We start from the raw sequence: 25,960 nt of genomic DNA on the forward strand, positions 1-25,960 counted from the left end.
TTATAGGGAGGTAAAGGGGGAGCAAAATGCCGGATTGGTTAGAGATCGTTCTACGAACGTTATTAGCGATTGTTGTTTTATTTGGTTTCACAAAAATTTTAGGTAAGCGCCAAATCTCTCAGTTATCTCTGTTTGAGTACATAACAGGAATTTCAATCGGCAACATAGCCGCTTATGTGTCTCTCGATCTTGATAATTTATGGTTTTTGGGCATAGTATCGATGTCTGTGTGGGTAGCCATGTCAATTGGATTGGAATTTTTAACGATGAAAAGCAAGGCTGCTAGAGATTTTGTAGACGGTAAAGGAACGGTTTTAATTAAAGACGGGCAACTGCTTAAGCATGAATTACACAAAGAACGTCTGACACTGGATGAATTGCTCGGGCAGCTTCGGATGAAGGATGTGTACCGTGTAGCGGATGTGGAGTTTGCGGTTATGGAGGCAACCGGTGAAATTAACGTGTTGCTTAAGAAGGAATATCAACCTCTCACATCAGATTTGATGGGCTGGAGAGTCGGCAAAGAGCATGAGGCTCAGACCATCATTATGGATGGTGTAATTCTGAATGACGCATTGGAAAACGCTGGTTTTAATAGGGAATGGCTAGACCATGAAATCAAACGAAATAAATTGGAACAGAAAGATATTTTTCTCGCTCAAATCGATACTGACGGTAAATTGTCCATCCAAACCGGTAAAGAAAGCAAGCAGGAGAAAAATGACCAGACGAAGCCGAAGGAGCGGGTCGGCTATTTAATGGAGCAGTATGCAGCGGAGCTGCGCCGTCTTGAGCAGCAATCTCGAAATGAGAGTGACCGGCGCATCTATCAGAACGCGTTGGACCGATTCCAAGCAAGCTTCCATACCTTGCCGGATCAACTGTCAAAAGAGCTGCCAAGACATTAGCTCAAAGCTATGTCCATCTAGCCGACCATAGCTTCATTTCTTTCAAGATATGATGAAGATCCTCGCCCTTAGGCGTTAGTGTATATTCAACGGTTACTGGAACGGTGGGAAATACTTTGCGTTCAAGCACGCCCTTTTCCTCAAGATGACGGAGCGTGCTTGTTAGCGCGCGAGGACTTACCGCCGGTATAAGCTTATGTAATTCTCCGAATCTTTTCGTACCGCAGAACAGCTCTCTCAGTACGAGAAATGACCATTTGCCACCAATGACATCTAATGTTTTTTCAATATTGCATGCGATAACTTCTGGTTCTTTCGGAACATAATTAGTAGAACTCAATGATTACTACCCCTCTCAATTGATACTGTCAATAATTATAGTATATATAGATAAGATAATAAATATCAAAATATATCCCTACTATTAATAGTATAGCTAAGGCGGGGACGAACTAAAACAAACGAAGGGCCTTTCACATGGAAAGGCCCTTTTTTATTTTTCTATTTAATAGGAAACGATTTTTTTATCGGGGTAGAAGAGGCATCAATTGGACGATTTGATTTAAGTTTCTTTAATGGTGTCGGCATCACTTTACCACCTGCGAAATGATATTGAACAACCGTGTTGAAATCATCAATCCATGGCATTAATGCCCGGCCGCCCCATGCTTCCTTCGCGAATTCATTAAAGTAGTTGACGAGTTCCATGTTAGCAGAGATATGCACTTCTTGAACATTTGGAGCGAGCTGGCGAACTTTAAGAGCCACTGTATTTTTCAATTCATCGGAAAGATTGTTGATATCATTGACTGAGAAAAAGGATTGAGAGGGCCAGGCAATCATTCCATCTTCCCGATAAGGGTTCCCAGTATCGCTATTTTTAAGCCCCTTTGTAGAGGGAGTGTTATTTTGTTCTTCCGTCCCACCTGAATTACTGGTACCGACTGCCGTCCAATCCAGCATGATGCCAACATAAGCATTTTTATCAGTCAACATAACATTTGCTGACGCAATGCCATTAATATTCGACACTTTCTTTGAAATATAGGAGCTATACTCGAAAAAAGTGTTTTGATGCTGGTTCGGATTTGTCGACAAGGAACCGAACGTCTTGCCGCGTATCATCTTAGGATCATTCGCTTTGCGACTGCCATAGTCGGTATCGCTTTTCTGGACAAGCTCCTGATAATTACAGCCAGCTGAGACTGTTAATACAACGGCAGACAGCAACAGTGCAGCCATTCGTTTAATCATAAAGAACGGACCCCCATTCAGTTAATAATAACTTTAGGGTTTGTCAGATCGAAATAATTATACGTTTTTAAATCATACATAATTGACCATGGGTTTGGTGCACAATGTAGGATAGAGAAGGAGCTGTTTGGATTGGCTTCTCATTACTGCGGCAAAAGCTAAAAATCCTTGTAGTGATGCGATTTTTGACAGCTTTGAGAACAATTTGTGAACTCTCTGTGGAACATTGACAAAAAGGGGCTTCAACTTTATATTTAATAAAGTGATTTAAGTTACAGGGTTTTTATAACATCTGTGAAATACGTAGTTGGCCGCTTGCCACGTGAAATCAGGCAACTGCGAAAAAGTCAAAAGTGGGGTTGATTAATGATGAAACGGTGGCAATTTGTAAAACGGCTTGCGCCGCTAATGGCCATGATGGTATTGGTGCTATCTGCTTGCGGACGGGAAGATTTGTCTACGCTTAATCCCCAGGGACCTGTAGCGGAAGAGCAATTCGGACTGATGAAGCTAGCGATAATACTCATGTCGATCGTGATTATTGTCGTATTTGCGATTTCTTTGTTTGTAATTATTCGTTTCCGCAGACGTAAGGGAGACAAAACGATTCCAAAGCAAGTTGAAGGAAACCATAAGCTTGAGATTATTTGGACAGTTATTCCAATTATCATGCTAATTATTCTTGGTGTTCCGACGGTACAATCTGTATTTAATTTGGCTAAAGATTACACTAAGGATCCAAATGCTGTACAAGTTATCGTAACTTCACATCAATATTGGTGGGAGTTTGAATACCCGCAATATGGAATTAAAACGTCACAGGAGCTTATTATTCCGAAAGGAAAAACAATCTCTATAGAAGCGAAGTCAGCAGACGTGCTTCACTCGTTCTGGGTTCCATCACTTGCAGGTAAAATCGATACAAATCCTAACTCTAACGTAAATACGATGTTTTTCTCGGCACCAAAAGAAGGCGTTTACCAAGGTAAATGCGCCGAGTTATGTGGAGATTCTCACGGTTTGATGGACTTTAAAGTTAAATCGGTAGATCAATCTTCATTTGATCGTTGGGTCGCGGCTATTCAAGAGCCGGTAGCTCTACCAAGTGATCCCGCTATTGCAGCGGCATTTGAGAGTAAATGTCTAACTTGTCATGCTGTTGGAGATCTGGGTGGACCAGCATTCCCTAACTTGACAGGTATCGGCAGCCGTCAATCTGTCGGAGGTATACTTATCAACACCGATGATCCGAAATATTCAAACGAGGGTTCTACTTATGACAACTTATATCGTTGGATCAAAGATCCGGAGAAAGTAAAACCGGGCAACCAAATGACTGGCGCATACAATCTGACTGAGCAAGAACTCAAAGGTATTGCAGAATACTTAGCGGATTTGAAACTTGACTACGAACAATAATTTATCGGTGATTGAAGGAGGTACCTACTTTGGCGCATGCGCATACGCATAAGGTCAAACGTTACAGCGGCATTATGGACTGGCTGACAACGGTTGACCATAAGAAAATCGGAATTTTGTATTTGATAACAGGAGGATTTTTCTTCCTAGTCGGCGGTTTAGAAGCACTATTAATTCGGATTCAGCTGTGGAAACCGTTGAATGAATTTGTAAGTGCAGGTACATTCAATGAGCTGCTTACGATGCACGGAACAACAATGATATTCCTAGCAGCAATGCCTATGATATTTGCTTTAATGAATGCAGTCATTCCGCTCCAAATCGGAGCACGTGACGTAGCTTTCCCTTTCCTTAACGCTCTTGGGTTCTGGACCTTCTTATTCGGCGGAGTATTGCTGAATGTCAGCTGGTTCGCCGGTGGCGCGCCTGATGCAGGCTGGACGGCATATGCTCCGCTTGCTGGAACAACCTACAATGGTGATCACGGTATTGACTATTATGTAATCGGCTTGCAGATTGCGGGTATTGGTACGTTAATCGGAGGAATTAACTTCCTTGTAACCATTATTAATATGCGTGCACCAGGCATGACATTCATGCGTATGCCGATGTTTACATGGGCTTCATTCACTACGTCGGCGCTTATCTTGTTCGCTTTCCCGGCGCTTACGGTTGGACTAGTTGCGCTTATGTTTGATCGACTGTTTGACGCTAACTTCTTTGATCCTTCAGGTGGCGGTAACGCGGTACTGTGGGAGCATATTTTCTGGATATTTGGGCATCCTGAGGTTTATATCCTCATCTTGCCGGCCTTCGGTATTATATCTGAGGTTATTAGTACATTTTCACGCAAGCGGTTGTTCGGTTACAGCTCGATGGTATTCGCTACAATCCTAATCGGCTTCTTGGGCTTCATGGTTTGGGCGCATCATATGTTTACGACAGGTCTTGGGCCAGTTGCGAACGCGCTGTTCTCGATTGCAACAATGCTTATTGCAATACCAACAGGTATCAAAATTTTCAACTGGTTGTTTACGATGTGGGGCGGTTCAATTAAATTCACGTCAGCAAATTTATTTGCTATCGGATTTATACCGACCTTCGTTATGGGTGGAGTTACCGGCGTAATGCTAGCAGCAGCACCTGCTGACTTCCAGTATCACGATTCGTATTTCGTAGTCGCGCATTTCCACTACGTTATCGTCGGTGGTTTGATTCTTGGTATTTTCTCAGGTCTTCATTACTGGTGGCCAAAAATGTTCGGAAGAGTACTTAACGAAACACTCGGTAAGCTAACCTTCTGGACATTCTTCATAGGCTTCCATATGACATTCTTCATTCAGCATTTCCTTGGTTTGCTCGGCATGCCGCGTCGTATTTGGACGTATCTTGACGGCCTTGGATTTAATGAAATGAACATGATTAGTACGGTAGGCGCGTTCCTTATGGGACTAGGCACCATTTTCTTCATGCTGAATGCTACAATAACGGCATTCAAGCCGAAAAACGCGGCAGCAGATCCTTGGGAAGATGGTCGTACGCTGGAGTGGACGATTCCATCCCCGCCTCCTGAGTATAACTTCATTCAAACACCGCTTGTTCGCGGTTATGATGCTTATTGGAAAGAAAAGATGGATGGTCATAGTGAAATGACACCTGCTGAGCCGATTGGTCCAATTCATATGCCATCTGGTTCAATCTTGCCATTCCTTATGTCTTTAGGTTTATTCATTGCAGGCTTCGGCTTCATGTATGCACCGGACTGGGGTAAATTAGGTTCACTTAATGCGGGTTATGTAGTTGGTGGGATTGGCTTGCTAATCACATTTGGTTGTATGATCACTCGTTCTGTGAAGCCTGATCATGGTTTCCATATTGAAGTAGAAGAGCTTCTGCATGATAAGGGGGGGAAAGCATGAGTGCGCATTCGCATGTAGACGGGCAATTGCCTCATGAGCCCGAGAAGGCGACCCTCGAGGGACGCAATAAGATATTAGGGTTTTGGTTATTCCTAGGTGGAGAAACCGTATTGTTCGGTACACTATTCGCCGTATTTTTAGCCCTTCGCGACCAGGTGCTTGGTGGTCCGACTGCTAATGAGTTGTTCCAGCTGCCGCTGGTAGCAGCAGCAACAGCTATATTGTTAACATCAAGCTTGACGAGCGTGTTCGCTATTCATGCTCTTCACACTCACAGAGTGAAAGCTTTAATTAACTGGCTAATTGTTACAGTCGTGCTTGGGCTGGCATTCCTTGGTCTTGAGATTTATGAGTTTTACCACTATGTGCATGAAGGCCACGGTTTTACAACGAGCGCATTCAGCTCGTCGTTCTACACGCTTGTCGGCTTCCATGGTGCCCACGTTGCCCTAGGTATCGTGTGGATCTCGTTAATAATCGGCCAATTGATGAAAAACGGCTTGAACACCACTACTGCACCAAAGGTGTACGTAGCTGGTATGTACTGGCACTTTATCGACGTAGTCTGGGTATTCATTTTTACCGTCGTTTATTTGATGGGGAAGGTGGGCTAATCAATGTCGAACAATCATTCAGCCACAGAGGAAAGCAACAAGCGTCATAAGGTTGAAGGACCTAAGAAGCATGTTATCTCATACTTGTTCTCCATTCTGCTTACGTTAATTGCATTTGCAACCGTTATGAGCGGAGAATTAAATAAAGACTTTATTTATATCGTTCTTGTTGGAACAGCAATGCTGCAAGTATTCGTACAGATGGCTTTCTGGATGCATATGAAGGATCGTGGCCATATCTTCCCAATTATCGGGATTATATTTGGACTCGTTATCGTTTTCACATGTGTCATAATGGCCGTATATTGGGCTTGGTGGTAATTCCATCGTTTTATAATAGAAAAGAGGAGGGTCCCAAGGGTGGGTCCCTCCTCTTTTGTAAAAATGAGCTTATTGCAAGTGAAAGGAGATCCGACAATGCTTGGCTTACAATATTTCGGATTTGAAGAAATGTGGACCCCGATGTTTTTATTCGCAACTGCTGCGCTTATTATTCTATATTTCTATTTGATAGGTCCATGGCGGGAGAAGCATGCTCCACATGCACCTGCTGCAACATTGCTGCAAAAAACGATGTTTGTATCCGGAGCTTTTTTGTTCTATTTTGTTCAAGGCGGCCCATCTAATTTACTAGGACATATGATGTTTACCTTTCATATGATCAACATGTCTGTCTCGTATTTAATTGTCCCCCCCCTTGTGTTACTTGGTATTCCTGAGTTTCTATGGCGGAAAATGTTTTCTGCGCATTTTTGGAAGAAGCTAAGTCTGTTTATGAATCCTATTGTTTCATTAATACTGTTTAATATGTTATTTTCTATATACCATATACCTATGGTTCATGATTATGTAATGACGCATTTTACGGTGCACCGGATTTATTATACTATTCTATTGCTCACTGCTTTCTTGATGTGGTGGCAAATTGCAACTCCTGTTAAAGAGTGGAGTCGACTAACTGATCTTAAAAAAATGGGGTATGTGTTCGCAAATGGTATGTTGCTTACGCCTGCATGTGCCTTAATTATATTCTCTAACAGTTCCTTGTACGCGATTTACAGTGATCCTAACGTTTGGGCAACAGCGATGGGCTATTGTATACCAGGGGATACGAGCTGGTTGTTACAAGAGTTCAGCGGTCCTCAATTTTTTAATACGATGGACGTTGTCGAGGATCAGCAGCTTGGCGGAATCGTGATGAAGCTTGTTCAGGAGCTTATGTATGGTATTATTCTCGCTTACATTTTCAAAGTATGGTTTAAGCGAGAGCACACAGAAGATGAGCTTCCGAATACCGGTACAGCTTAGTAAAAATAATCTCTTTTATAATGGGTGGGGAAAAATTGAGTAGTTATAATATTATGCCGACAATAAGTACGTTTTTCATCGTGCTAAGCGCAGTTCTGGTTGCTATTGGTTGGAGATTGGCCATTAAACGTCAACTAGAGCAACATAAGAAGGTCATGTTTGCTGCTGCAGTCGCTGCGATTATCTTTTTTATCGTTTACGTATCTCGTTCCATTTTCGTTGGTAATACAGTATGGGGTGGACCAGATGGCTTAAAGCCTTATTATATTACTTTCTTGTTGTTCCATATCGTACTAGCTACAGTAGCAGCTGTTTTTGGAATTACGACGTTAACGCTTGGATACCGTGAAAAGTATGCTAAGCACCGCAAGTGGGGAAAGGTAACATCTGTGATATGGTTTGTTACAGCGGCTACGGGCACTTTCGTATATGTATTGCTTTATCTGATGTATCCAGGCGGCCATACAGAGCCACCGATAAACGCTATTTTTGGACTGTGATATTATACGTGTTAAGAAATGTAAATGAATTAGAAGCCGTAAGCTAGAAGAGAGTATCTCTTCCAAGTTTACGGTTATTTTTTATTTATGGTAAGTGTTGACAACAAATGAAGGTGTGGTTATACTGTGTATAAGAATATACACAGTATAACCACACAGCGAACTGGAAGGAGCAAATCATTTGAATGATTGGAAGGCCGCATGGTTTCTCGCTAAGCATGAGTTAGTTAAGGATCGTTGGAAATCACTATTTTCATTAGTCTTTATAGCGTATATATTGCTTTTCAGTGTTCCATTATTTGAACAGGGCTTACAGGGAGAAAGAGATGTAATGACCAGCTGGGCAACGGACTTCATTTATATACTTATCCTTCCGCTATTAGGATTTGTAATGAATCAATCGATGTTTAGTTATTGGAAGAATAACTCTTATACGAAGAAAATGGCGCAATGGCGAACGATGCCTATTTCCTCCAAACAGATTGCAATAGGACGCTTGATTCAGTTGACGATCGTATTAATTGCAGCACAGCTCATATTCTTTACCGCTCAATACATCTTAGTAAGCGCAATGGGCAGTGAAATAATGCTTTCGGATTTTGGACTATATGCTCTGTTATGGTTCGGTTATTCTCTAATGGTAGCAGTCTCTTATGTTTACTGGGAGATCGGTTATTCAGGCAAAATGTACTTCATGGTAAGCATGTTATACTGTGCTGTGATTTTGATCCTAACAATCGGTTTGGGTGCTTTGAAGTTTGGAAATTTAGTCTTTAACTCATTGGAATATATACAGCAAGGCCATTGGTGGATATCAATAGTTGGTCTAGTTATAGGCATTGCAGCACTGTTGGTTGGAGTAAAACAATTAGTAAAGCGTCTTGATAAACGGAGTTATACGATTTAAACAGGGTTGAAGGAAAGAGGGTGTAGTCGTGCGGCTCCCAATTCAAATTAATGAACAAAGCGCGGAACCGCTCTATCATCAGATCGAAGTGCAGCTGCGCGCATTGATCGTCAGTGGGCAATTAACAGAAGGGACTCTCCTTCCATCGATTCGAGAGCTTGCTCAGACTGTAAAGTGCAGTGTTATTACGGTCAAACGAGTTTATAACGATTTGGAAGCAGAAGGCTTGCTTCGAACTCGGCAAGGAACAGGCACCTTTGTTGCCAAAGTTGAGGAACAAGAGCGTGATCGGCATCGATTGGCAGCTATTATTGAAGCGCTTGAGGCAGCAGTTATAGCTGGCAAGATGGTGCAATGTACGGAGAAAGAGCTGGAAGAAATGTTTAAAGAAGCAATGAAGAAACACTTTGAATGAAGGAAGTGGAATCATGCTGGAAGAGACAATGGCGATTCAATTAAAAGGAGTCGTGCAAAACCGTCCGAATTTCAGATTAGGTCCACTGCATATGAGTATACCGAAAGGCTATATAACAGCAATTGTCGGTCCGAACGGGAGTGGCAAGAGCTCAACCTTTCGCCTCATGCTTGATCTGGAGAAAGCGGATGAAGGAACGATTGAATTGCTTGGACATAAAGTGGGGCAGGGAGCAAATACGGAGCTGAAGAGTCGAATCGGCTATCTGCATGACCAATCATCCCCGCATGAGGATAGGATGAGAGCGAGGGAGAAGGCCGAATTCCATCGGTTTTGGTACAAAGACTGGAACATCAATCGGTATAAGGAGCTGCTGCAGCTTCTAGAGGTTGATGATAGCCAAATGCTTGCCAAAATGTCAAAGGGGATGCGCCGGAAATTTGAATTTGCCTTGTCTCTGACACACAGTCCTGAATTACTTATGCTTGATGAGCCGTCATCTGGGCTCGATCCGCTTGCTTGGAAAACGATGATTGAGATTTTGCATCGTTATATGGACCAAGGTGATCGAACCATACTAATGACTTCCCATATTATTGAAGAAGTAAAACGTCTTGCCGACTATATCGTATTTATGGCGCAAGGTAGAGTGCTTGGTATGTACGAGAAGGATGAGTTGTTCAGCAGTTGGTTTACTTTATTTATTAGCGGAGAAGCACTAACTGCAAAAAAAGCAGCGAATATTCCTGGTCAATGCGGCGTGGAGCATACTGGTGGAACAACCTATCGGATTACTACCAATAAAGCGGCAGAAGCTGAGAGATGGTGTACAGCAGAAGATTTAAAGATTGTTAGCCGTCATGCCCTTGAACTAGATGAAATTATGAGTGCTTTATTGCTGCAGGACAGATTGAGTATTAGACCTAACGAAATGAAGGGAGCAACAAAATGAATCCATTAATAGTAGAAAACATTGTGAAACAGTATGGAGATAAGACAGCAGTAAACGGTATCAGCTTTGAAGTAAGCGAAGGGGAAATATACGGACTGCTAGGCGCTAACGGTGCTGGAAAAACAACAACGATGCGGATGGTGCTGGGCCTTATTTTTCCTGACGAAGGTAATGTATTGTATCAAGGAAAGCCTTACAGCAATGATGAGCTTCGTAATCTCGGTTATTTGCCGGAGGAGAGAGGTCTATATCCTAAAGTACGCGTAAGCGATCAGCTTATTTATTTGGGACAGCTGCGGGGAATGTCTAAGAAGGATGCGGACCGAAATTTGAAGCGTTGGCTTGATCGATTTGAGGTTCCGGAATATTACGGTAAAAAGGTTGAAGAGCTATCCAAAGGTAATCAGCAAAAAATTCAATTTATAGCCAGCATCATTCATTCACCGAAAATTGTTATTCTCGATGAAGCATTCAGCGGACTTGATCCGGTAAACGTCGAGCTCTTGAAATCTACGGTTAAGGAGCTTCGGGATTCAGGAACGAGCATCCTATTCTCGACCCACCGTATGGAGCATGTAGAGGAATTATGTCGTAACATTACCATTTTACATCGTTCAAATGCCGTGCTGAAAGGCAGCTTGAAGGATATTAAGAAGCAGTTTCCAAAGGAACGTGTCATTCTAAGCACTGAAAGTGAAGTAACAGGACTTAAGGATATTAAAGGTGTTACAAACGTAATTCGCCATGAGTACGGTTATGAAATCGGAATTGCGAACGAAGCGGTTGGCGGAGAAATTTTGCGTCATGCGATTGGACAGTCTACGATTCAACGGTTTGAGATCAAAGAACCAACATTGAATGAAATATTTATAAAAACGGTAGGTGATAGCCATGAATAGTTTTTGGACGGTCGTTGGTTTTACAGTAAAGAACAAATTCAGAGGCAAAGCGTTTCTGATTACTACTTTAATTATTGCAGTCATTATAACGATTGGTATGAATCTTCCTTATATCTTTTCTCAATTTAGCAATGGCGATAAAGTAGCAAGCGTCGGTTATGTTCAGTCTAGTGATATCAAGGTCGGTGACCAGCTAAAAACGTATTACGAATCGCAGGAGAAGCCTGGCATTAAGCTTGTTGCTTTCCAAGATAAAGGCTCAGAGGCTGCTAATGAAGCGCAGCTTAAGAAGGCTATAACAGATAAAGAGATCAAAGGATACCTACAGTTCGGAAAAATGACGGATAGCGGCTTCCCGCAAATGACATATAAATCCGAAAAGCTAATGGAATTTGGAGTTACGGAGGATCTGGAAAGCGGTCTGCAGGTTATTCGTCAACAAACCGTACTTCAAGATGCTGGCCTAACGGAAGAGCAGAAAGCACTATTATTTTCAGCTATAAGTATTGATACCGTTCAAATTTCTGCAACTGAAGGCGCAGGCAGCATTGGCAATGGAAAAACGCCAGAGCAGCAAGCGATGAATATGGTGCTCGTGTATGCTATCGTTATTCTTCTCTTTATGGCTATTATGATTACTGGTCAATTGATAGCTTCCGAAATAACAGCAGAGAAGAGTTCACGTGTTATGGAGCTGCTCATTACAAGTGTTTCTCCACTTAAGCAAATGTTCGGTAAAATACTAGGCATGTTTTTCGTGGGACTAATTCAGATTTCAGCCTACGTACTCGTTATTATTGCGAATATATCATTACCGCATAATATTAAAATACTAAAAGATCTGAACATCGATCTTGGACAAATAGACATAGCATTATTACTATACGCAGTGGTATTCTACCTAACTGGCTACTTCCTATTCGCGACACTGTTCGCAGCAGTAGGGTCAATTGTTAGCCGTACTGAAGACTTAGGTCAAGCTGTACTGCCTATTACGATGGTTTCACTAGCTGGTTTCTACATCACGATCTTCAGCATTAGCAGCCCGGATAGCATGCTGGTTAAAGTGACATCATTCATTCCTATATTTTCACCTTACGTTATGCTGCTCAGACTCGGACTATCTGACCCAGCACCATGGGAGGTACTGGTGTCAATCGCTATTCTGCTCGTCACAATCTATGCTGCTGTATGGATGTCGGCCAAAATCTACCGCACTGGCGTGCTTATGTATGGCAAGCGCCCTAGCTTTAAAGAGATTCGTAAAGCTATGAAGGCTTATAAGATTTAATCTTTTGAGACAAATATGTGGGTAACGGTTATAAATGAGACAGGTTACAACAATAGATGAGACAAATAACAGTTATAAATGAGACTTAAATATGCCCTGATACGATCATGAACATTGATCTATCAGGGTTTTTGTGTTTTGATCTCAAAATACTGATTACATTAGACTCTAAGTGAATTACAAGATGATTTGATCTAAAATTATCATAATAAGTGAGACTTGTTGTCTTAGCTAATTAGATTTTACTTTCTTTTTATTAACAATAAGAGCTAGAGATCAAATCAGACGTGTGACCAGTGAGATGGAGGAGTTCTTTGCGTTATGTCCTTGTCCCATTTTCGGCGTGACCGGTTCGGACGGTAAGACCACCAACACGTCGTTAATTGCAGACATGCTGGCAAACAGGGGGCGTATGGTGCATCTGGGCGGCAACATTGGCACGCCACTGCTGATGCGCGCTGGCGAGATGTCGCCGCTGGACGCGTGCGCGGTCGAGCTATCCAGCTTCCAGCTGATGGACATGACGCGCTCTCCCCATGTGGCGGTCATTACCAACCTCTCGCCCAATCACCTCAACTGGCACCGCGACATGAATGAATATACCGCCGTCAAGCGCCGCCTGCTGGATTTTCAGAGTGCTGACGACCTTGCCGTCCTTAACGGCGACAACCCGGCGACCGCCACACTGCGCGGGCGGGGGCGGACCAAGTATATTTCGGCCGGCACACAGTCCGCGATGGAGTGATCGATGGTCTGGTACCTATCAGTGACATTCGTTTACCGGGGTGGTATAACGTGGAAAACGTTATGGCTGCTATGATCGCCGTGAGGGGGACCGTGCCGGACGAGGCAATCCTGGAGACGGTACGCACCTTTGTCAGCGTGGAGCACCGAAACCAGTGGGTGGCAACTGTGGGCGGCGTGCATTACTACAACAATTCAATCGGCTCTAGCCCCGCCCGTACCGTCGCCACACTGCACGCGCATGTGGGCCGAGTGCTGCTGATCGCCGGCGGGAGAGATAAGAAGGTACCGTTTGACGAGATGGCCAGGCTACTGGCTGATCATGTCAAGGTGTTGCTGTTGATCGGCGAAGCGGCCAGTCAAATCGAGGCTACAGCGCGAAGAGTGCCGAGTTGCCCCCCTATTTTCCGTTGCGAAAGGCCGTGGCGCAGGCGCACAAGCTGGCCGCATCGGGCGACACGGTGCTACTGAGCCCTGCCTGCACTGCGTTTGACCAATACCGCAACTTTGAAGAGCGCGGGCGCCACTTTGTAGAGCTGGTCGGGACGCTGCGTCGGTCGGAGGGAAAGGATCGAATAAGACATGGGCGTTTTCCGGGAAGCCCTGATTTCCCGCATGTGTGGCTCACGGGGAACGATAGTTAAACATAAAGGGTTCCACATATTAGTCATGTACAATATGTAGAACTCTTTATTTTATCTGACTTTTTTATATTTAGCTCTTGATAAACTAGAAAAATAAAGTATTAGACTGACGATGCTTCATTAAGCTAACGGGCAGTTTAACACAACAAAACTCCTATACTCACGTTAAAGTATGTAGTGAGTTAGATACATATAGCATGGGGGAACGGAAAATGAACTATTTCACAAAAGAATGGTATGAGGAAATGCAGATTAGTGGATTTTTGGTATTCCATGAAACGGAAAAGGATTGGGAAGAAGATGTCGCTTATTATATAGCGGAAGGGATGAACTTTGAAGAAATCCGTAGGGACGAATTAGCGTATTTGAAAAATGACTTACTAAAATTTCTCCCTAAGATCTTTCACCCCTATATTCAAAACGGAACGATAAATTCGCATTTTCCTTCGGTAGAACTTAGAAAAATGGCTGAGCAGTGGCGAAATGAGTACGATAAGCGTATGAGCATTATTAGAAATGAATACCGTTGCTGCTATATGTCGATAAAGGACTCACTCCCAGACAATGTTGTTCAATTGTGTGAGAAGTCGTTACACGATGCAAGAGTACTTTCACTTGAAATGCCTTCTGAGGACACGTTCATAATAACCTTAGATTGTAGAGGAGGATATCATTATCACACCGATGTGAGATTAACATTTATAGGCGTGAAGAAGCTTCAACCTCCTGACTTAAGTGTAGGCAGTGACTGGCTTTATAACGAAGTTTACTCCACAAATGTTGGATTTGAGCTTCACGTTTTATTTGAAAGTCCTTTAAGGGAATTCACCATCGTAGCAGATAATGTTCTAATTGAGGTTTCTTCATAAAAAATTATTGCACTAACGGGTAAGGTTAGTGTAACAAATAAGGGGCAGTTTGCTGCGGCAGCTGCTAGTAGATTTCACTGATCATAATAATGAAAGAGTAGTTATTAGGACTGGAACTTTAACTCCTTAATTAGATTAATGAAAGGGGTTTACATACTTGTAAATCCCTTTCATTAGTTATCAAAATGAAGTAGGTGAATAAATGAAACATTTACTTAAAAACAAAATGGCGATTTTATTAATTGCGCTGATACTTATTATTGTAGTGTATTTTTTATACTTTAAGAATAACCCATATTCCAGTGGAAATCTTCCAGTTAAGGAGCAATTAGATATATTTTATGAAGCTTTTATGGCAGAAGATTATACAGCGATTGCTGAGATAAGTGTAAACAATAATCCTCAAGATGTGATAAATGTTAGACCCTGGTATGGAGAGGTTAATAAGTATAAAATTAAATCTATAAAAAATATTGATGGACAACATAAAGAAGCCAAGATAATAGTTAGAAGTATGAGAAATGAAAAACACGAAAAAAATATAGATACTATAGATTTAAAAAAAGAAGGAGATAAATGGTTGATTTACATATATAACACAAATTTCAGACACGTTATGCCCTAACTTCTCGCTTGTGAACTTCTTATGGAGTCTGTAATTTTTATGTGTGCCTACAAACAAAACCTTTCTAAAATTTATAAAAGGGCCTACTAGCCATTTTCTTTTATTGATCGAAAAATCTTCGACCATAAAGGGAAAGTGGCAAATTAGGGTCTTTCTGTTCGTTTAGTTCGTTTCGCATCTACAAAGTAACATGCTCACAAAATAATAGATTTTGTACAGATGACCTAGTAATTAGCGTTAAGCTAACGGGCAGGATACGTGGAAACTTGAAGGAAGCAATCAGCAAATCACTAGTCTAAGGAACACGAACTTCATAAGGTGAGAAAATTCATTGGACTAAGCAATCCAAAAAGCCCAATACTACACAGAGCCTTGATAATTCCTACTGGAATCTTCAAGGGCTCACTAATTTATGATTACGTTACGAAACTATTCGTCATACATCACCCATCATTTGAGGATGTTATTACGCTTCTTGCTTCTTCACTGTCTTTTCCAAAGCAAGGACAATCAACGCTAACAAAATAATGATGGCTGCGAGAAGTAGCGCGTTGCTATAAGAGCTATAGGAAGAACTGTTAAAGATATTCCAATGCCCACTTTTTAGATCTAGAAAACGGCCGTACAATGAAATACCTATAGCAGAAGCTAAAAATGTCATTAATGTAAATAAGCCCATTCCAATCCCAATTTGCTTAGGCGGTAAAATTTCTGAGATATAATTGGAAAATGCCGTTTGATTCGCTGTAAAACCTAGAAATATGAAAATGGACATCAAGGAAATCCAAATTGGAGAAACCCCAACCATTGTAGAAAGTCCGAAGCAAGCGACAGCCATCAGCACAAAGCCCCATTGATTGATGAATCGGCTACCCTTTAACTTAATTAAACGGCCAACTTGTGATCCCAATATTGCTGTAAGAAGAGCACCTGGGAATAATACGAGCCCTATCCAATCGGATGATAAACCGTTCGCTTTTGAAAGCATCATTGGCAGGATGAACAGCGTACCCATATATGTGATCGTATTTAAAAAACTCATCAGAAGAACCGAGCGGAACGAGCGGTTTTTTAATATTTCAATATCGATAAATGGATAGGCAGTTCGCTTACTTTGCAAGAAGAAAAGAAACAACAGAACAGCAGCTGCAAGAAGTAGCCAACTAGAAACGTTAATTCCCATTAAAATTGCCGTTATTGCTAACGTAAATAAAATAGCACCGACAATATCGAGTTTCCCAGGTTTTGTTTCTTCTTTAGGTGCATATTTAAGGAAAAATGGCAGTCCTAATAAACTTAAGAAATTAATTGCGAATAATACTTCCCAACCAAACCAATCCGTCAGGAAACCGCCAATAATTGGGCCAAGTGCAGCCCCAAGTGCTATAATCGAAAATACCATTGCGAGCACTTTACCACGAGATTCAGGCGGATAAAATCTGGACCCCATGATCAAACTTAATGATGGGAGCGCTGATGCACCAAGTCCTTGAATAATTCGTGCGACGATAACGCCTCCGAAGTTGGTGCTGACAAAACCAATAAGTGAACCTATCATGAAAATGACAATACCTATAACAGCTAAACGTCGAATGGAATATATATCAGCCAATTTTCCGAAAATAACGGCTCCGACGCCAAACGCCAAACTAAATATTGAGGTAATCCAGCTCACCGTAGCAGGTGTCAGGACAAACTCTTCCGCAAATTTTGGTAATGCAATATTCATCATTGTCGTATTCATTGTAGCGAATATTAGAATAAAACAAATCGTATAATTTAACCTCTTTAATTGATTACTCATGTGTAATATCTCCCTCTGTACCAATGAACTCTTTATTTTTATAATGTAGGATTAGCTTAGAGAGAATGCCTGATAATTGAAAAATCTCTTTGTCGCTTAATATAGAAAAGGTGTCCCGATTTCCTGGAATTCTCTTAGGACGAGTAGTTTGTATTGCGTTCTCGCCTTTCTCAGTCAGTAGGAGACGGATAATTCTACGATCCTTTGAATCTTTGTATACTTCCAAATACCCTCCTTTTTTTAGCCGATCAACAACTCCCGTTATTGCTTGTTTTGTCACTAATGTGTTTTGATGGAGATCCCCCATAGACAAATTAGGTTTAGAGTCTAACAATGCCAAAATCATATATTGTTGTACACTATTCAGCTCTGCTTCGTGTACATATTTTCCACCCAGTCTTTCCAACATGTTGGATACACGGATAATGTCCATCACGATGTCTGCCAGTCGGGTATCTTTATCTTCCATGTTTGTTCTCCCTTTAATAAAATTAGTCAAGATGTTGACTTTTTCGATTGTAGTTCCTTTTGATAAAATAGTCAATATGTTGACTAAATTAAATGAGTGAATGTAGAAGGTCTTGTTAACTGCTTCAATATTTTGCTAACGAGAAGTGAGCGCAAGGAGCTACTGTTTTTGCTTCCTTTCTCAAAGAAGATTTAACGAAATTAGTTTATAAAGCAAATGAAGGCAAATTATCATCCAGGTCAAGACCTGTTTGGTAAATAGATAGTCTATGAACGTAATCAACTAAAGTACATGTCTACACACAAAACCTTTTCAGAAGCATATAAACGGCCATACAAGCCATTTTCTTTTTATAAGTCGAAGTTCAATTCTGATCGCAGCCAGCTACGAACGCCGCAGTCTGGTCCTGACCACGAATCTGGAATTCTCCAAATGGGCTCGATCTTTACCGATGACCAGATGGCTGCCGCGGTGATTGACCGATTCGCCCACCATGGACAATTGATTGTCTTTGAAGGCGAGAGCTACTGCCTGAAGCATGCCCTGATGCGCCAAAAGTGATTGTAGCAAGAAAAAAAACAGGGCCGTCCCATAATCCATGAAATGGCTGCCTGGGATGGCCCTGTTTGAGTTTAATTAGAGTTTTTACTTGAAGGGGATGATACCTGCTATATTTCGTCTCCGTGTTCTTTTATATACAACTCACCCGCTTTGCATAGCTCCTCAAGCTCTTGAATGCCCATATATCTATTGTTCCATGGCGGTACCTTTTCTTCCGTTAGTGAATAGGAGTAGACCAAAGCAGTCCGTTCAAATGTCTCATCATCCGGATTTTCATACCGCTCACATAGGTCCATAACAGAATTGTACAACCCCAATGCACTCACATTGTACTTTTCGGATGTATATAGTCTTATATATTTGAATTGGCTCAGTGATGTAGCTCTTTCGATGGATTCAAGCAGAATTTTTCTTCCAAAGCCTTTGCTCCGCCATTTAGGTAAAACACCGTACCAACTGAGCCACACGGAATCTCTGTCAGCTTCTACAGTATAAATGCCCGAAATCCCTATGGCAGTTTCATTCTCGTACACAATCCAATAAGCATAGCCTGGATCATTGTTATCAATAGAATTTTTGATGTGCAGAATATCAGGCGAATCCGAAAAAATTTCCTTTTGAATGGTATAGGCCAGTTTTAAATTCTGTTGAGTAACTTCTATAAAATGCATGATTGTAGCACCTCGATTAATTTCATTATAGTCGTTGAAAATATTTGCTCTCTTATTACTTGGAAATTCCTCGCCAAAAGACTGTCCAAGCCGACTCCAGCTTCTCGTTAATTCGCTCTGGACTTGAATCATAGAGTAACTCCAGCATCAAGGCATCAACAATCCCAGTAAATGCACTAGCCGGAATAGAGGGTTGTTCCTTATAGATCTCTTCTTTCTTCATCCACTCAGCGAACTTCGCTTCAAGCATTTCCACGACCTGGTCTTCAATGGCAAAGACTTCATTTACTATCACATGATAAAGATGTTCGGGCGGAAAGAAGGAGATACGCAGCCAGAATTTCATCCGCTCGTCTAACTGAAATAGTTCTTTAACCATCACTAGATATGCATATAATGATTTCTCCGGCGAATCATTTTTATGATTATTAAAGAACGTAAGCTTTGTGTGCAACTCAACCTCACCGGCATCGCGTAGAACCTGAAGAAATAAATCATCTTTGCCTTTGAAGTGGGAGTATAAGGATTGCTTCTTCAATCCAACTTCTTCGGCTATTTTCGAAAGAGAAGCCCCTTCATATCCGTGAATGGTAAAGTATTTCAGTGCTGCCCGTTTAATCTCATCACTTTTCATTGAATACCACTCCTTAAATACTTACGAACGTTCGTAAGTAATTGTAGCAGATCAAAGAACATAAATCCATATAATTGAACAGAAAATAACATGTATAAAGCCCTATAGCCCTCAACTGAATCCAGTCGAAGGATTATGGCTGTGGATGTGGCTCAAAGCAGATGTGGTCATGGGTTTACCTTACGGAGAATTTGCAATGGGCGGTAAGTATAAAGTAATGCCAAAACAAATGAGAGTTGCATGTGCCATTTCCGTATTAATTCAGTTGGTTGCAATAAGCAGGGAATGTAATCTCTATTAGCTTTGCTCACAGCGATTTGTTTTCTAATTACTGCGATGAATGGTTAGATAATTTGTTGGATATTCAGCTAACGGGACACTATAGCTTAACATTCACTAAGACGAGGCTGCCGGCATAGAACGGCGGCCTCGTTGAGCTATACCAGCTAATAGGCTGTCAATATTTAATTGTTAATGAAGAAAACGAAGGGTGCTATACTGTTAAAAATGCATGACAAATAACCACCCCATAGAAATTGGGGAGGTTTCCCTCAATATCCAAACGCTGCTTATTCAGTCAAGCGGAAAGGTTCTTTCTTGGTCAAAATYGCATATATCCAATGGATCAGTCTATTTACATATGTGAGTAACGATTATAAATGAGACAAATAACGACATATGTATGAAACAAAGCCCCTCGAAAAAGAGGGGCTTTAATTCATAATCTACGCAGATTGTTTTTGGTTATTGTCTATATACGGAATTTTAGATTGGAATGAAGCTAGGGGMATACTTTAGTCTGCTGCTTCTTGCGATATTCAGCTGGTGTAAGACCAGTCGTCTTTTTAAATATCTTTCCGAAGTGGCTTATGTTAAGATAACCGCATTTTTCGGATATTTCAGCTATTTTCTCATTTGTGAGAGATAGAAGCTCTTTGGAATATCCGATACGTAGATCCGTGACATACTCCCAGAAGGTTAAATCGAAGTGCGACTTAAATAAGGTACAGAAATAGTATTTATTAAGATTTAGGTGATCGGATATCTTTTGCAGACTGATATCCTTTGTAAACTCCTTTTTGCAGTATTTCGCTGCTCTTGTCATAAGTTCGGAATGATAATCATCTTTTTCATTCGATGTAAGATAGGGATCAGAAAGAGTAATGACTGAACTCATGTAGGACTTGACAAGATTCTGATCAGCTTCCACATAAGCAAACGCTATTTGTTCAAGCGTGAAGTTTGAATTGCTACTACCAGTCGCAATTGTAACTTCCGTATATTTGGACAATATTTCAAGACAAATCTGTGATATGGGAATGTAGTCCAATTTAGGTGAATATAGGACAACCAATTCATTTTCTTTTTGAAAAAAACTCACTACGCGGCAACCATGATTTGCAAATAGGCTGTTAATCTCTTCGGACATGCTGATCTTAACGATTTCTTCGAGAATCTCTTTGTTTTCGGATGCACGATTGAATCGGAAAATCGTTAGAACATACTGGTTCCAGTCGCTGCCCGATAAATTTATTAGTAGGTTGAGATCGTCTTGCTGCAGCTTGCCTACAAGCAACTTCCTAATCATATTCTCTTCCACAAAAGGAATAATCTTGGAAATGTCTTGCTTGTACGCAAGCTCCGTTTCGATCTCTTTACAGATGCGACCTACCTCCTGAATGAGCTCGGTTTGCACGAAAGGCTTGACCATGTATCCGAAAGCACCGAGCGCAATCGCTCTTCGTGCGTATTCGAAATCGCCATAAGCAGTAACTAAAATCACTTTGACGGATAAGTCAGCCTCACGTATTTTCTCCATTAATTGTAGCCCATCCATATGTGGCATGCGAATATCGCTAATGATGAAATCCGGCGTTTCCTTAAGCATCCGATCCCATGCTTTAGCACCGTTCGTTACTTCCCCGATAATTTCGATTGATGGAAAATGAACTTGAAGAACTTGACGAATGGCTTGTGTAGTTAGTGGTTCGTCATCAATTAGTAGTACCTTCGTCATGTTAATCGCCTCCGAATGTATAATGCTGGGGAATCGTCAAAATGATCGTTGTTCCTTTATGTTGCTCGCTATCGACTTCTAGTGTTGCACTTGGACCGAATTTGAGTTCCAAACGGTCTGCAATACTGGATAATCCAATTCTGCCCGTACGCAAATTTTTGTTGGCTAGTTGGGCCTGTAATTCTAGCAGTCGTTGGGGAGTCATCCCAACGCCATTATCACTAATTTCGATTCTCACTTTTTCGGATAGTTTCGTAATCCGTATACTGAGTAACCAATCTTCATCAATTCCCTCAACACCGTGATAAATCGCATTCTCAATAAGCGGTTGCAGTGTGAATTTGTTAATAGAATAGTGAAACGTGCTTTCGTCGGCATGTAATTCGAAGTGAATTTTGCCATTGTATCGAATGTTTTGGATATTAATATAGTTTTCTACGGAACGAACCTCAGATTGAATAGGTACCATATCAGTTTGACGATAGAGCGAATAATGCAACATATCCCGCAAGGCGTGCGTAACTTTTTCGATATCCGCATTGCGACCCAAAATAGAAAGTGATGAAATGGATTGCAGCGTATTATATAGAAAATGCGGGTCCATTTTGGATTGGAGTGCATCATATTCAGCTTCTTTTTGCAGTAGCTGGCGTTCCACTGATTCTTCGATCAGTTCATTAATTTTGTCTAACATATTATTGATCCCGCGATCTAGAACCGAGAATTCCTCATAGGTTGATTTCCTTTCAAGACGGAGATTAAGGTTCCCTTTACCAACAACCTTGATGAATTGCACCAGATTCAATATTGGCCTATTCATGCGAATTGTCATCGCCGAAGCGAATAATATTGTGAGCGTAACCATGATCGCTAATAGCGTAAACGTTGTATTACGGATAAGTGATAAGCTTTTGTCGAGCTGCGAGAAGGAAAGTAGGCTAACCGTCTTCCAACCTGTTACGGTAGAAGTAGTAAAGGAAATCAAATTCTTGTTACCTCCAATCTCCTCCGTCCAGTAACCAGAAGAATCCTGGAATAGCTTCTCCATAGATGCCCTCGATAAAGTAAGTGATGAATCAGTCTGATAAATAAATTGTTGCTGATCATCAACGATAATAGAATCTATGCCTGTCTGCGTTTGAATTTGGTCATAGATGCTTTTAAGCTTACTAACATTGTAATCAAAGATGGCAACCCCATATAACGTTGGGTCCGACGGATCGTAAGGGTTTTTAATATTGGCAGCTATTGTAATGACATTGCCATCGGATTTATAGTAATCCTCTTCATAATAATCGGGGTTATGGGAGCCATAAAAGCGGGTTTGCAACGCATACTTCGTATTTTTGAAATCATCCCATACTTTATTAAGAAAAGGAGAATCGTATCCAATCTTCATCCGGTTATTAATAAAGGAAATTTTATCGTCGTTATTATAAATAAAGTATCCAATGACATCGTTCTTCTCGGCAAACATATTGTACAGTAGCTCGGTTATTCTCACCCGAATTTGATCCTGCTCTATGGCGTAATTCTTTTTAACGAATAAGGAATCTTGCAGATTAGAGATTAAATCCTTATCGATAGAAAGGAAATGCAAGGAATCCTTAATTTCACTCAAATATAGATCTAGACTTTGATTCGTCTGCGCCGTTACGGAGGTGACATGTTTAATCATGTCATTTTCCGTATAGCTCGAGAAGATTTGATAACTGATCAAGCCTAAGCTAATTAGAGATAATCCAATGATAAGTGAGAGATAGAGAATAATTCGGGCATTGATTGATTTAAATATTTTCAATGGATCACTTCCTTGTAGCCTAAATATAACGCTTCCAATAATAGCTTGCAAGAGAACGACAGTAGTTCCCAACATTAGAATATAACCTCAACATTTGACGATATTCAGCAAATGGAATAGCGGCTATAGTGTAGGGAATGAAGACAATAACGAAGACAATAGGTGAAGCTGATGAACATGAAGAACAGTATACTCGCTGAATTATGGAAGAACAGAGCTTATTATTTGATGGCAGTACCGGGTTTGGCAGTGTTGATTGCGATTTCGTATCTTCCCTATCCGGGAATGATTCTCGCATTCAAAAACTTCAATCCGTTGGACGGGATTTATGGCAGTCCATGGRCTGGATTAGAAAACTTCAAATTTTTCTTGAGTAACGGAGATTTCCTGCGGATTACGTTTAACACGCTATGGATTAACTTCAATAACATTTTATGGGGAACGATCTTAGCTGTTGTATTCGCACTTATGCTTAATGAAATGAAAAACCGATCAATGAAAAAGTTATTCCAAAGCATTATGTTTCTCCCTTATTTCTTTTCCTTTGCGATCGTAGGGAAAATCGTTCTGTTGTTGTTCAGCAATGACAATGGCCTCGTCAACGGGATCATTGAAGTCTTTAATGGAACTGCGAAGCAATGGTATATCGACCCCGAGCCGTGGGTAAAGATTCTTGTATCAACGAATATATGGAAAAACGTTGGATATACCGTAATTATTTACTTAGCTGTTATAACCGGTATAGATGAAGAAATGCTAGAAGCAGCATCGCTTGATGGAGCTTCCCGCCTTCAGAAAATACGTTATATTCTAATTCCAAATCTAATCCCTACTATTATCATTTTGACGTTGATGTCGATCGGTAGAATCTTCTTTGGTGACTTTGCACTAATTTTCGCCATCATTGAAAATAATGGCATGTTATTCGAAACGACGGACGTTATTGACACTTATATTTACCGGTCGATGATTACTGGCGGCGGAGAATACGGCATGATGACTGCAGTTGGTCTATCTCAATCGGTAGTGGGCTTTATCGTTGTATTAGGGAGTAACTGGTTGGCCAAAAAATATGATAAAGACTCAGGATTGTTCTAATCAGAAGTGAGGTGAATGGAATGAAAAGTAATACTATTAAAAGGTTTAATATCATGGATGTTCTGATTTACACTGTGCTTACTCTATTTTGTTTGTTGACAATAGTCCCGTTTGCCTTGGCGATCATCGTGTCAATCTCGAGTGAAACGTCGGTCGTTATGAACGGCTATCAATTTATCCCGGACGCATTCTCGTTATCGGCATATAAAGTTATCTTTGCAGACGGTGTTGTGTTAAAGGCTTATGGGGTTACTATTTTTGTTACGGTCGTTGGAACGATATTTTCATTGATTATCTCATCATTGCTTGGATATTCAATCTCTTTATCGAAAGTGAAATACCGTAATATTCTAGCTTTAATTATTTTTATTCCGATGGTATTCAGCGCAGGACTAGTTCCTTGGTATTTGAATTTGACGAAGGTGCTTGACTTGAAAAATACGTTGCTTGCGTATATTATTCCGATTGCGATGAGTCCTTTCAATGTTTTCTTACTTCGAAACTTTTATAAGTCGATTCCACCGGCATTATCGGAATCAGCTGAAATTGATGGGGCTGGTCCATGGTATGTATTCTTTAAGATCATTACACCATTATCAGGACCGATATTGGCCACGATTGGCTTGTTTGCATCTTTGTCTTATTGGAACGATTATATTATGCCACTGTGGCTAATCGATGATCGTAGTTTATTCTCAGTGCAATTTCTGTTATACCGCATCAATTCGATGATTCAGTATATGAGTATGAATTCGAATATGGCAACGGTTGAAATGCCATCTCAAACATTGGTATTCGCCTTGTTCCTTGTAGCAATTGGTCCGATTATTCTCGTCTATCCTTATGTACAAAAGTTTTTTGTCAAAGGAATTATGATTGGGTCTGTGAAAGGTTGATCCCGACAACTTAGTCGGTCAGCATATATATTAAATAGACAAAGGGAGCGATAGTATGAAAAACAGAAAAGGTAAAGTAGCCAGTATTATTCTTTCAACAATATTAGCAATAACGATGCTTGCAGGCTGTGGCAGTAATAATAATGGGGGAGCAGCACCTTCTCCAACACCAGTGAACGGCGAACAGACGCCCGCAGGTAAAGAAGTGACGTTGCAAATTCTATTCCCAGGAGATCCACCGCAAGACTTGGAAGCAGTATCCGCTACAATTTCCGAGAAAATGAAAGCTGATGGTCTTAACATTAAGCTTAACTATACTTTCGTTCCATGGGATACGTATTGGAATAAACAAAGCTTAGTCGTCGCTGGTGGCGAAGATTTCGACTTGACATGGTCTCAGGTTGCCTATTTGCCACAAAGCGTAGCAAAGAACATCTTGTTACCGCTTGATGAGCATTTGGCTAGCGATGGTCAACAATTAATGGAAAGCACGCCGGACTATGTTTGGAAAGGCGTACAATTTGACGAGAAAATCTATGCGATTCCTCGTGTTGTACCAGTCGCACAAAATAATGATACTTATATGATTCGTGGCGACTTACGTAAGAAGTATAACCTTCCAGAAGTTAAAACATTAGAAGATTTCGAGGCATATTTGGAAGCTATAAAAGTGAATGAGCCGACAATGATCCCATCAGGTGTTATAACGACTGGACTAGGCCGTGAATACATGCCTAGCTA

27 protein-coding genes and 1 pseudogene are annotated in these 25,960 nt (G+C 41.0%); 20 read left to right on the top strand and 8 right to left on the bottom strand.

The window, feature by feature from the left end; all coding sequences use genetic code 11:
• The first annotated feature begins 26 nt into the window (after positions 1–26).
• Positions 27–908 (top strand): DUF421 domain-containing protein, encoded by an 882-nt coding sequence (locus AC1DWN_RS10245; RefSeq protein WP_477558801.1) that lies wholly within the window; start codon positions 27–29, stop codon positions 906–908.
• Positions 909–915: 7 nt separating this feature from the next.
• Here AC1DWN_RS10245 and AC1DWN_RS10250 read toward each other — a convergent pair whose 3' ends face one another.
• Both AC1DWN_RS10250 and AC1DWN_RS10255 read right to left on the bottom strand, forming a co-directional pair.
• Positions 916–1,248 (bottom strand): winged helix-turn-helix transcriptional regulator, encoded by a 333-nt coding sequence (locus AC1DWN_RS10250; RefSeq protein ID WP_477558802.1) that lies wholly within the window; start codon positions 1,246–1,248, stop codon positions 916–918.
• A gap of 161 nt (positions 1,249–1,409) precedes the next feature.
• Complete coding sequence (locus AC1DWN_RS10255; RefSeq protein WP_477558803.1) at positions 1,410–2,162, bottom strand: YhcN/YlaJ family sporulation lipoprotein; 753 nt, start codon at positions 2,160–2,162, stop codon at positions 1,410–1,412.
• Positions 2,163–2,528: 366 nt separating this feature from the next.
• Between AC1DWN_RS10255 and coxB the strand changes: the two genes are divergently transcribed.
• The 14 genes from coxB to AC1DWN_RS10325 all read left to right on the top strand — a co-directional run bounded on the left by coxB (position 2,529) and on the right by AC1DWN_RS10325 (position 15,268).
• The gene (gene coxB, locus AC1DWN_RS10260; RefSeq protein ID WP_477558804.1) at positions 2,529–3,581 is read left to right on the top strand and encodes a cytochrome c oxidase subunit II; all 1,053 of its coding nucleotides are present in this window, start codon (positions 2,529–2,531) and stop codon (positions 3,579–3,581) included.
• Positions 3,582–3,655: 74 nt separating this feature from the next.
• On the top strand, positions 3,656–5,500 hold the full coding sequence (ctaD, locus tag AC1DWN_RS10265) for a cytochrome c oxidase subunit I (protein ID WP_477558826.1): 1,845 nt from the start codon (positions 3,656–3,658) through the stop codon (positions 5,498–5,500).
• The gene (locus AC1DWN_RS10270) at positions 5,497–6,114 is read left to right on the top strand and encodes a cytochrome (ubi)quinol oxidase subunit III (protein WP_477558805.1); all 618 of its coding nucleotides are present in this window, start codon (positions 5,497–5,499) and stop codon (positions 6,112–6,114) included. Before ctaD ends, AC1DWN_RS10270 begins: the two co-directional genes overlap by 4 nt.
• Before the next feature lie 3 nt (positions 6,115–6,117).
• Positions 6,118–6,435: a cytochrome C oxidase subunit IV family protein gene (locus AC1DWN_RS10275; RefSeq protein ID WP_477558806.1), complete on the top strand. Its 318-nt coding sequence runs from the start codon at positions 6,118–6,120 to the stop codon at positions 6,433–6,435.
• Between the two features lie 39 nt (positions 6,436–6,474).
• Positions 6,475–7,422: a cytochrome c oxidase assembly factor CtaG gene (ctaG, locus tag AC1DWN_RS10280; protein WP_477558807.1), complete on the top strand. Its 948-nt coding sequence runs from the start codon at positions 6,475–6,477 to the stop codon at positions 7,420–7,422.
• 35 nt (positions 7,423–7,457) lie between these two features.
• Entirely contained in the window at positions 7,458–7,922 is a 465-nt protein-coding gene (locus AC1DWN_RS10285) for a DUF420 domain-containing protein (protein WP_477558808.1), read from the top strand.
• A 181-nt stretch (positions 7,923–8,103) separates the two neighbouring features.
• Positions 8,104–8,829 carry a hypothetical protein gene (locus AC1DWN_RS10290; protein WP_477558809.1) on the top strand — a complete coding sequence of 242 codons (726 nt, stop codon included), beginning with the start codon at positions 8,104–8,106 and terminating at the stop codon, positions 8,827–8,829.
• A 28-nt stretch (positions 8,830–8,857) separates the two neighbouring features.
• Positions 8,858–9,244 carry a GntR family transcriptional regulator gene (locus AC1DWN_RS10295; protein WP_477558810.1) on the top strand — a complete coding sequence of 129 codons (387 nt, stop codon included), beginning with the start codon at positions 8,858–8,860 and terminating at the stop codon, positions 9,242–9,244.
• A gap of 13 nt (positions 9,245–9,257) precedes the next feature.
• Positions 9,258–10,196 (top strand): ABC transporter ATP-binding protein, encoded by a 939-nt coding sequence (locus tag AC1DWN_RS10300; RefSeq protein WP_477558811.1) that lies wholly within the window; start codon positions 9,258–9,260, stop codon positions 10,194–10,196.
• Positions 10,193–11,095, top strand: coding sequence for an ABC transporter ATP-binding protein (locus tag AC1DWN_RS10305; RefSeq protein ID WP_477558812.1), 903 nt, complete (start codon positions 10,193–10,195; stop codon positions 11,093–11,095). The genes AC1DWN_RS10300 and AC1DWN_RS10305 overlap by 4 nt, the downstream gene beginning before the upstream one ends.
• Positions 11,088–12,386, top strand: coding sequence for an ABC transporter permease (locus tag AC1DWN_RS10310; protein WP_477558813.1), 1,299 nt, complete (start codon positions 11,088–11,090; stop codon positions 12,384–12,386). Before AC1DWN_RS10305 ends, AC1DWN_RS10310 begins: the two co-directional genes overlap by 8 nt.
• A 301-nt stretch (positions 12,387–12,687) precedes the next feature.
• Positions 12,688–13,131 (top strand): Mur ligase family protein, encoded by a 444-nt coding sequence (locus AC1DWN_RS10315; protein WP_477558814.1) that lies wholly within the window; start codon positions 12,688–12,690, stop codon positions 13,129–13,131.
• 855 nt (positions 13,132–13,986) lie between these two features.
• Positions 13,987–14,643, top strand: a complete 657-nt coding sequence (locus AC1DWN_RS10320; protein ID WP_477558815.1) for a DUF4085 family protein — start codon at positions 13,987–13,989, stop codon at positions 14,641–14,643.
• Positions 14,644–14,845: 202 nt separating this feature from the next.
• Positions 14,846–15,268, top strand: coding sequence for a hypothetical protein (locus AC1DWN_RS10325; RefSeq protein WP_477558816.1), 423 nt, complete (start codon positions 14,846–14,848; stop codon positions 15,266–15,268).
• Between the two features lie 466 nt (positions 15,269–15,734).
• On the opposite strand, the gene AC1DWN_RS10330 is transcribed toward AC1DWN_RS10325, so the two are convergent.
• The gene (locus tag AC1DWN_RS10330) at positions 15,735–17,072 is read right to left on the bottom strand and encodes an MFS transporter (RefSeq protein ID WP_477558817.1); all 1,338 of its coding nucleotides are present in this window, start codon (positions 17,070–17,072) and stop codon (positions 15,735–15,737) included.
• Entirely contained in the window at positions 17,065–17,541 is a 477-nt protein-coding gene (locus AC1DWN_RS10335) for a MarR family winged helix-turn-helix transcriptional regulator (protein ID WP_477558818.1), read from the bottom strand. The genes AC1DWN_RS10330 and AC1DWN_RS10335 overlap by 8 nt, the downstream gene beginning before the upstream one ends.
• A 179-nt stretch (positions 17,542–17,720) precedes the next feature.
• On the opposite strand from AC1DWN_RS10335, the pseudogene AC1DWN_RS10340 reads away from it, so the two are divergent.
• Positions 17,721–17,798: pseudogene (locus AC1DWN_RS10340) on the top strand (MarR family winged helix-turn-helix transcriptional regulator); the annotation flags it as partial.
• Between the two features lie 202 nt (positions 17,799–18,000).
• Entirely contained in the window at positions 18,001–18,102 is a 102-nt protein-coding gene (locus AC1DWN_RS10345; protein ID WP_477558827.1) for a hypothetical protein, read from the top strand.
• 107 nt (positions 18,103–18,209) lie between these two features.
• Here the strand turns inward: AC1DWN_RS10345 and AC1DWN_RS10350 are convergent, their stop codons facing one another.
• From AC1DWN_RS10350 to AC1DWN_RS10365, 4 genes are all read right to left on the bottom strand, one after another.
• Entirely contained in the window at positions 18,210–18,905 is a 696-nt protein-coding gene (locus AC1DWN_RS10350) for a GNAT family N-acetyltransferase (RefSeq protein WP_477558819.1), read from the bottom strand.
• On the bottom strand, positions 18,829–19,407 hold the full coding sequence (locus tag AC1DWN_RS10355) for a TetR/AcrR family transcriptional regulator (RefSeq protein WP_477558820.1): 579 nt from the start codon (positions 19,405–19,407) through the stop codon (positions 18,829–18,831). The genes AC1DWN_RS10350 and AC1DWN_RS10355 overlap by 77 nt, the downstream gene beginning before the upstream one ends.
• A 781-nt stretch (positions 19,408–20,188) precedes the next feature.
• Positions 20,189–21,424 (bottom strand): response regulator transcription factor, encoded by a 1,236-nt coding sequence (locus tag AC1DWN_RS10360; RefSeq protein WP_477558821.1) that lies wholly within the window; start codon positions 21,422–21,424, stop codon positions 20,189–20,191.
• Position 21,425: 1 nt separating this feature from the next.
• Positions 21,426–23,300 carry a sensor histidine kinase gene (locus AC1DWN_RS10365; RefSeq protein WP_477558822.1) on the bottom strand — a complete coding sequence of 625 codons (1,875 nt, stop codon included), beginning with the start codon at positions 23,298–23,300 and terminating at the stop codon, positions 21,426–21,428.
• Positions 23,301–23,402: 102 nt separating this feature from the next.
• Between AC1DWN_RS10365 and AC1DWN_RS10370 the strand changes: the two genes are divergently transcribed.
• The 3 genes from AC1DWN_RS10370 to AC1DWN_RS10380 form a co-directional block, all read left to right on the top strand.
• A complete protein-coding gene (locus AC1DWN_RS10370; protein ID WP_477558823.1) occupies positions 23,403–24,323 on the top strand; it encodes an ABC transporter permease in 921 nt (306 codons plus the stop codon).
• 20 nt (positions 24,324–24,343) lie between these two features.
• Positions 24,344–25,219: a carbohydrate ABC transporter permease gene (locus AC1DWN_RS10375; protein WP_477558824.1), complete on the top strand. Its 876-nt coding sequence runs from the start codon at positions 24,344–24,346 to the stop codon at positions 25,217–25,219.
• Positions 25,220–25,274: 55 nt separating this feature from the next.
• A partial coding sequence (locus AC1DWN_RS10380; RefSeq protein ID WP_477558825.1) for an ABC transporter substrate-binding protein occupies positions 25,275–25,960 on the top strand: 686 nt, incomplete at its 3' end.

This window comes from Paenibacillus sp. P4_A7, assembly GCF_056402455.1.

What these genes read in the sequence shown, in the direction of transcription:
- AC1DWN_RS10275 (WP_477558806.1), top strand. Translation starts at nt 6,118, where the DNA reads ATGTCGAACAATCATTCAGCCACAGAGGAAAGCAACAAGCGTCATAAG.
- AC1DWN_RS10325 (WP_477558816.1), top strand. Translation starts at nt 14,846, where the DNA reads ATGAAACATTTACTTAAAAACAAAATGGCGATTTTATTAATTGCGCTG.
- AC1DWN_RS10320 (WP_477558815.1), top strand. Translation starts at nt 13,987, where the DNA reads ATGAACTATTTCACAAAAGAATGGTATGAGGAAATGCAGATTAGTGGA.
- AC1DWN_RS10330 (WP_477558817.1), bottom strand. Translation starts at nt 17,072, where the DNA reads ATGAGTAATCAATTAAAGAGGTTAAATTATACGATTTGTTTTATTCTA.
- AC1DWN_RS10375 (WP_477558824.1), top strand. Translation starts at nt 24,344, where the DNA reads ATGAAAAGTAATACTATTAAAAGGTTTAATATCATGGATGTTCTGATT.
- coxB (WP_477558804.1), top strand. Translation starts at nt 2,529, where the DNA reads ATGATGAAACGGTGGCAATTTGTAAAACGGCTTGCGCCGCTAATGGCC.
- AC1DWN_RS10315 (WP_477558814.1), top strand. Translation starts at nt 12,688, where the DNA reads ATGGAGGAGTTCTTTGCGTTATGTCCTTGTCCCATTTTCGGCGTGACC.
- AC1DWN_RS10345 (WP_477558827.1), top strand. Translation starts at nt 18,001, where the DNA reads ATGGCTGCCGCGGTGATTGACCGATTCGCCCACCATGGACAATTGATT.
- ctaD (WP_477558826.1), top strand. Translation starts at nt 3,656, where the DNA reads ATGGACTGGCTGACAACGGTTGACCATAAGAAAATCGGAATTTTGTAT.
- AC1DWN_RS10245 (WP_477558801.1), top strand. Translation starts at nt 27, where the DNA reads ATGCCGGATTGGTTAGAGATCGTTCTACGAACGTTATTAGCGATTGTT.
- AC1DWN_RS10365 (WP_477558822.1), bottom strand. Translation starts at nt 23,300, where the DNA reads ATGTTGGGAACTACTGTCGTTCTCTTGCAAGCTATTATTGGAAGCGTT.
- AC1DWN_RS10255 (WP_477558803.1), bottom strand. Translation starts at nt 2,162, where the DNA reads ATGATTAAACGAATGGCTGCACTGTTGCTGTCTGCCGTTGTATTAACA.
- AC1DWN_RS10310 (WP_477558813.1), top strand. Translation starts at nt 11,088, where the DNA reads ATGAATAGTTTTTGGACGGTCGTTGGTTTTACAGTAAAGAACAAATTC.
- AC1DWN_RS10335 (WP_477558818.1), bottom strand. Translation starts at nt 17,541, where the DNA reads ATGGAAGATAAAGATACCCGACTGGCAGACATCGTGATGGACATTATC.
- AC1DWN_RS10270 (WP_477558805.1), top strand. Translation starts at nt 5,497, where the DNA reads ATGAGTGCGCATTCGCATGTAGACGGGCAATTGCCTCATGAGCCCGAG.
- AC1DWN_RS10355 (WP_477558820.1), bottom strand. Translation starts at nt 19,407, where the DNA reads ATGAAAAGTGATGAGATTAAACGGGCAGCACTGAAATACTTTACCATT.
- AC1DWN_RS10305 (WP_477558812.1), top strand. Translation starts at nt 10,193, where the DNA reads ATGAATCCATTAATAGTAGAAAACATTGTGAAACAGTATGGAGATAAG.
- AC1DWN_RS10300 (WP_477558811.1), top strand. Translation starts at nt 9,258, where the DNA reads ATGCTGGAAGAGACAATGGCGATTCAATTAAAAGGAGTCGTGCAAAAC.
- AC1DWN_RS10350 (WP_477558819.1), bottom strand. Translation starts at nt 18,905, where the DNA reads ATGATTCAAGTCCAGAGCGAATTAACGAGAAGCTGGAGTCGGCTTGGA.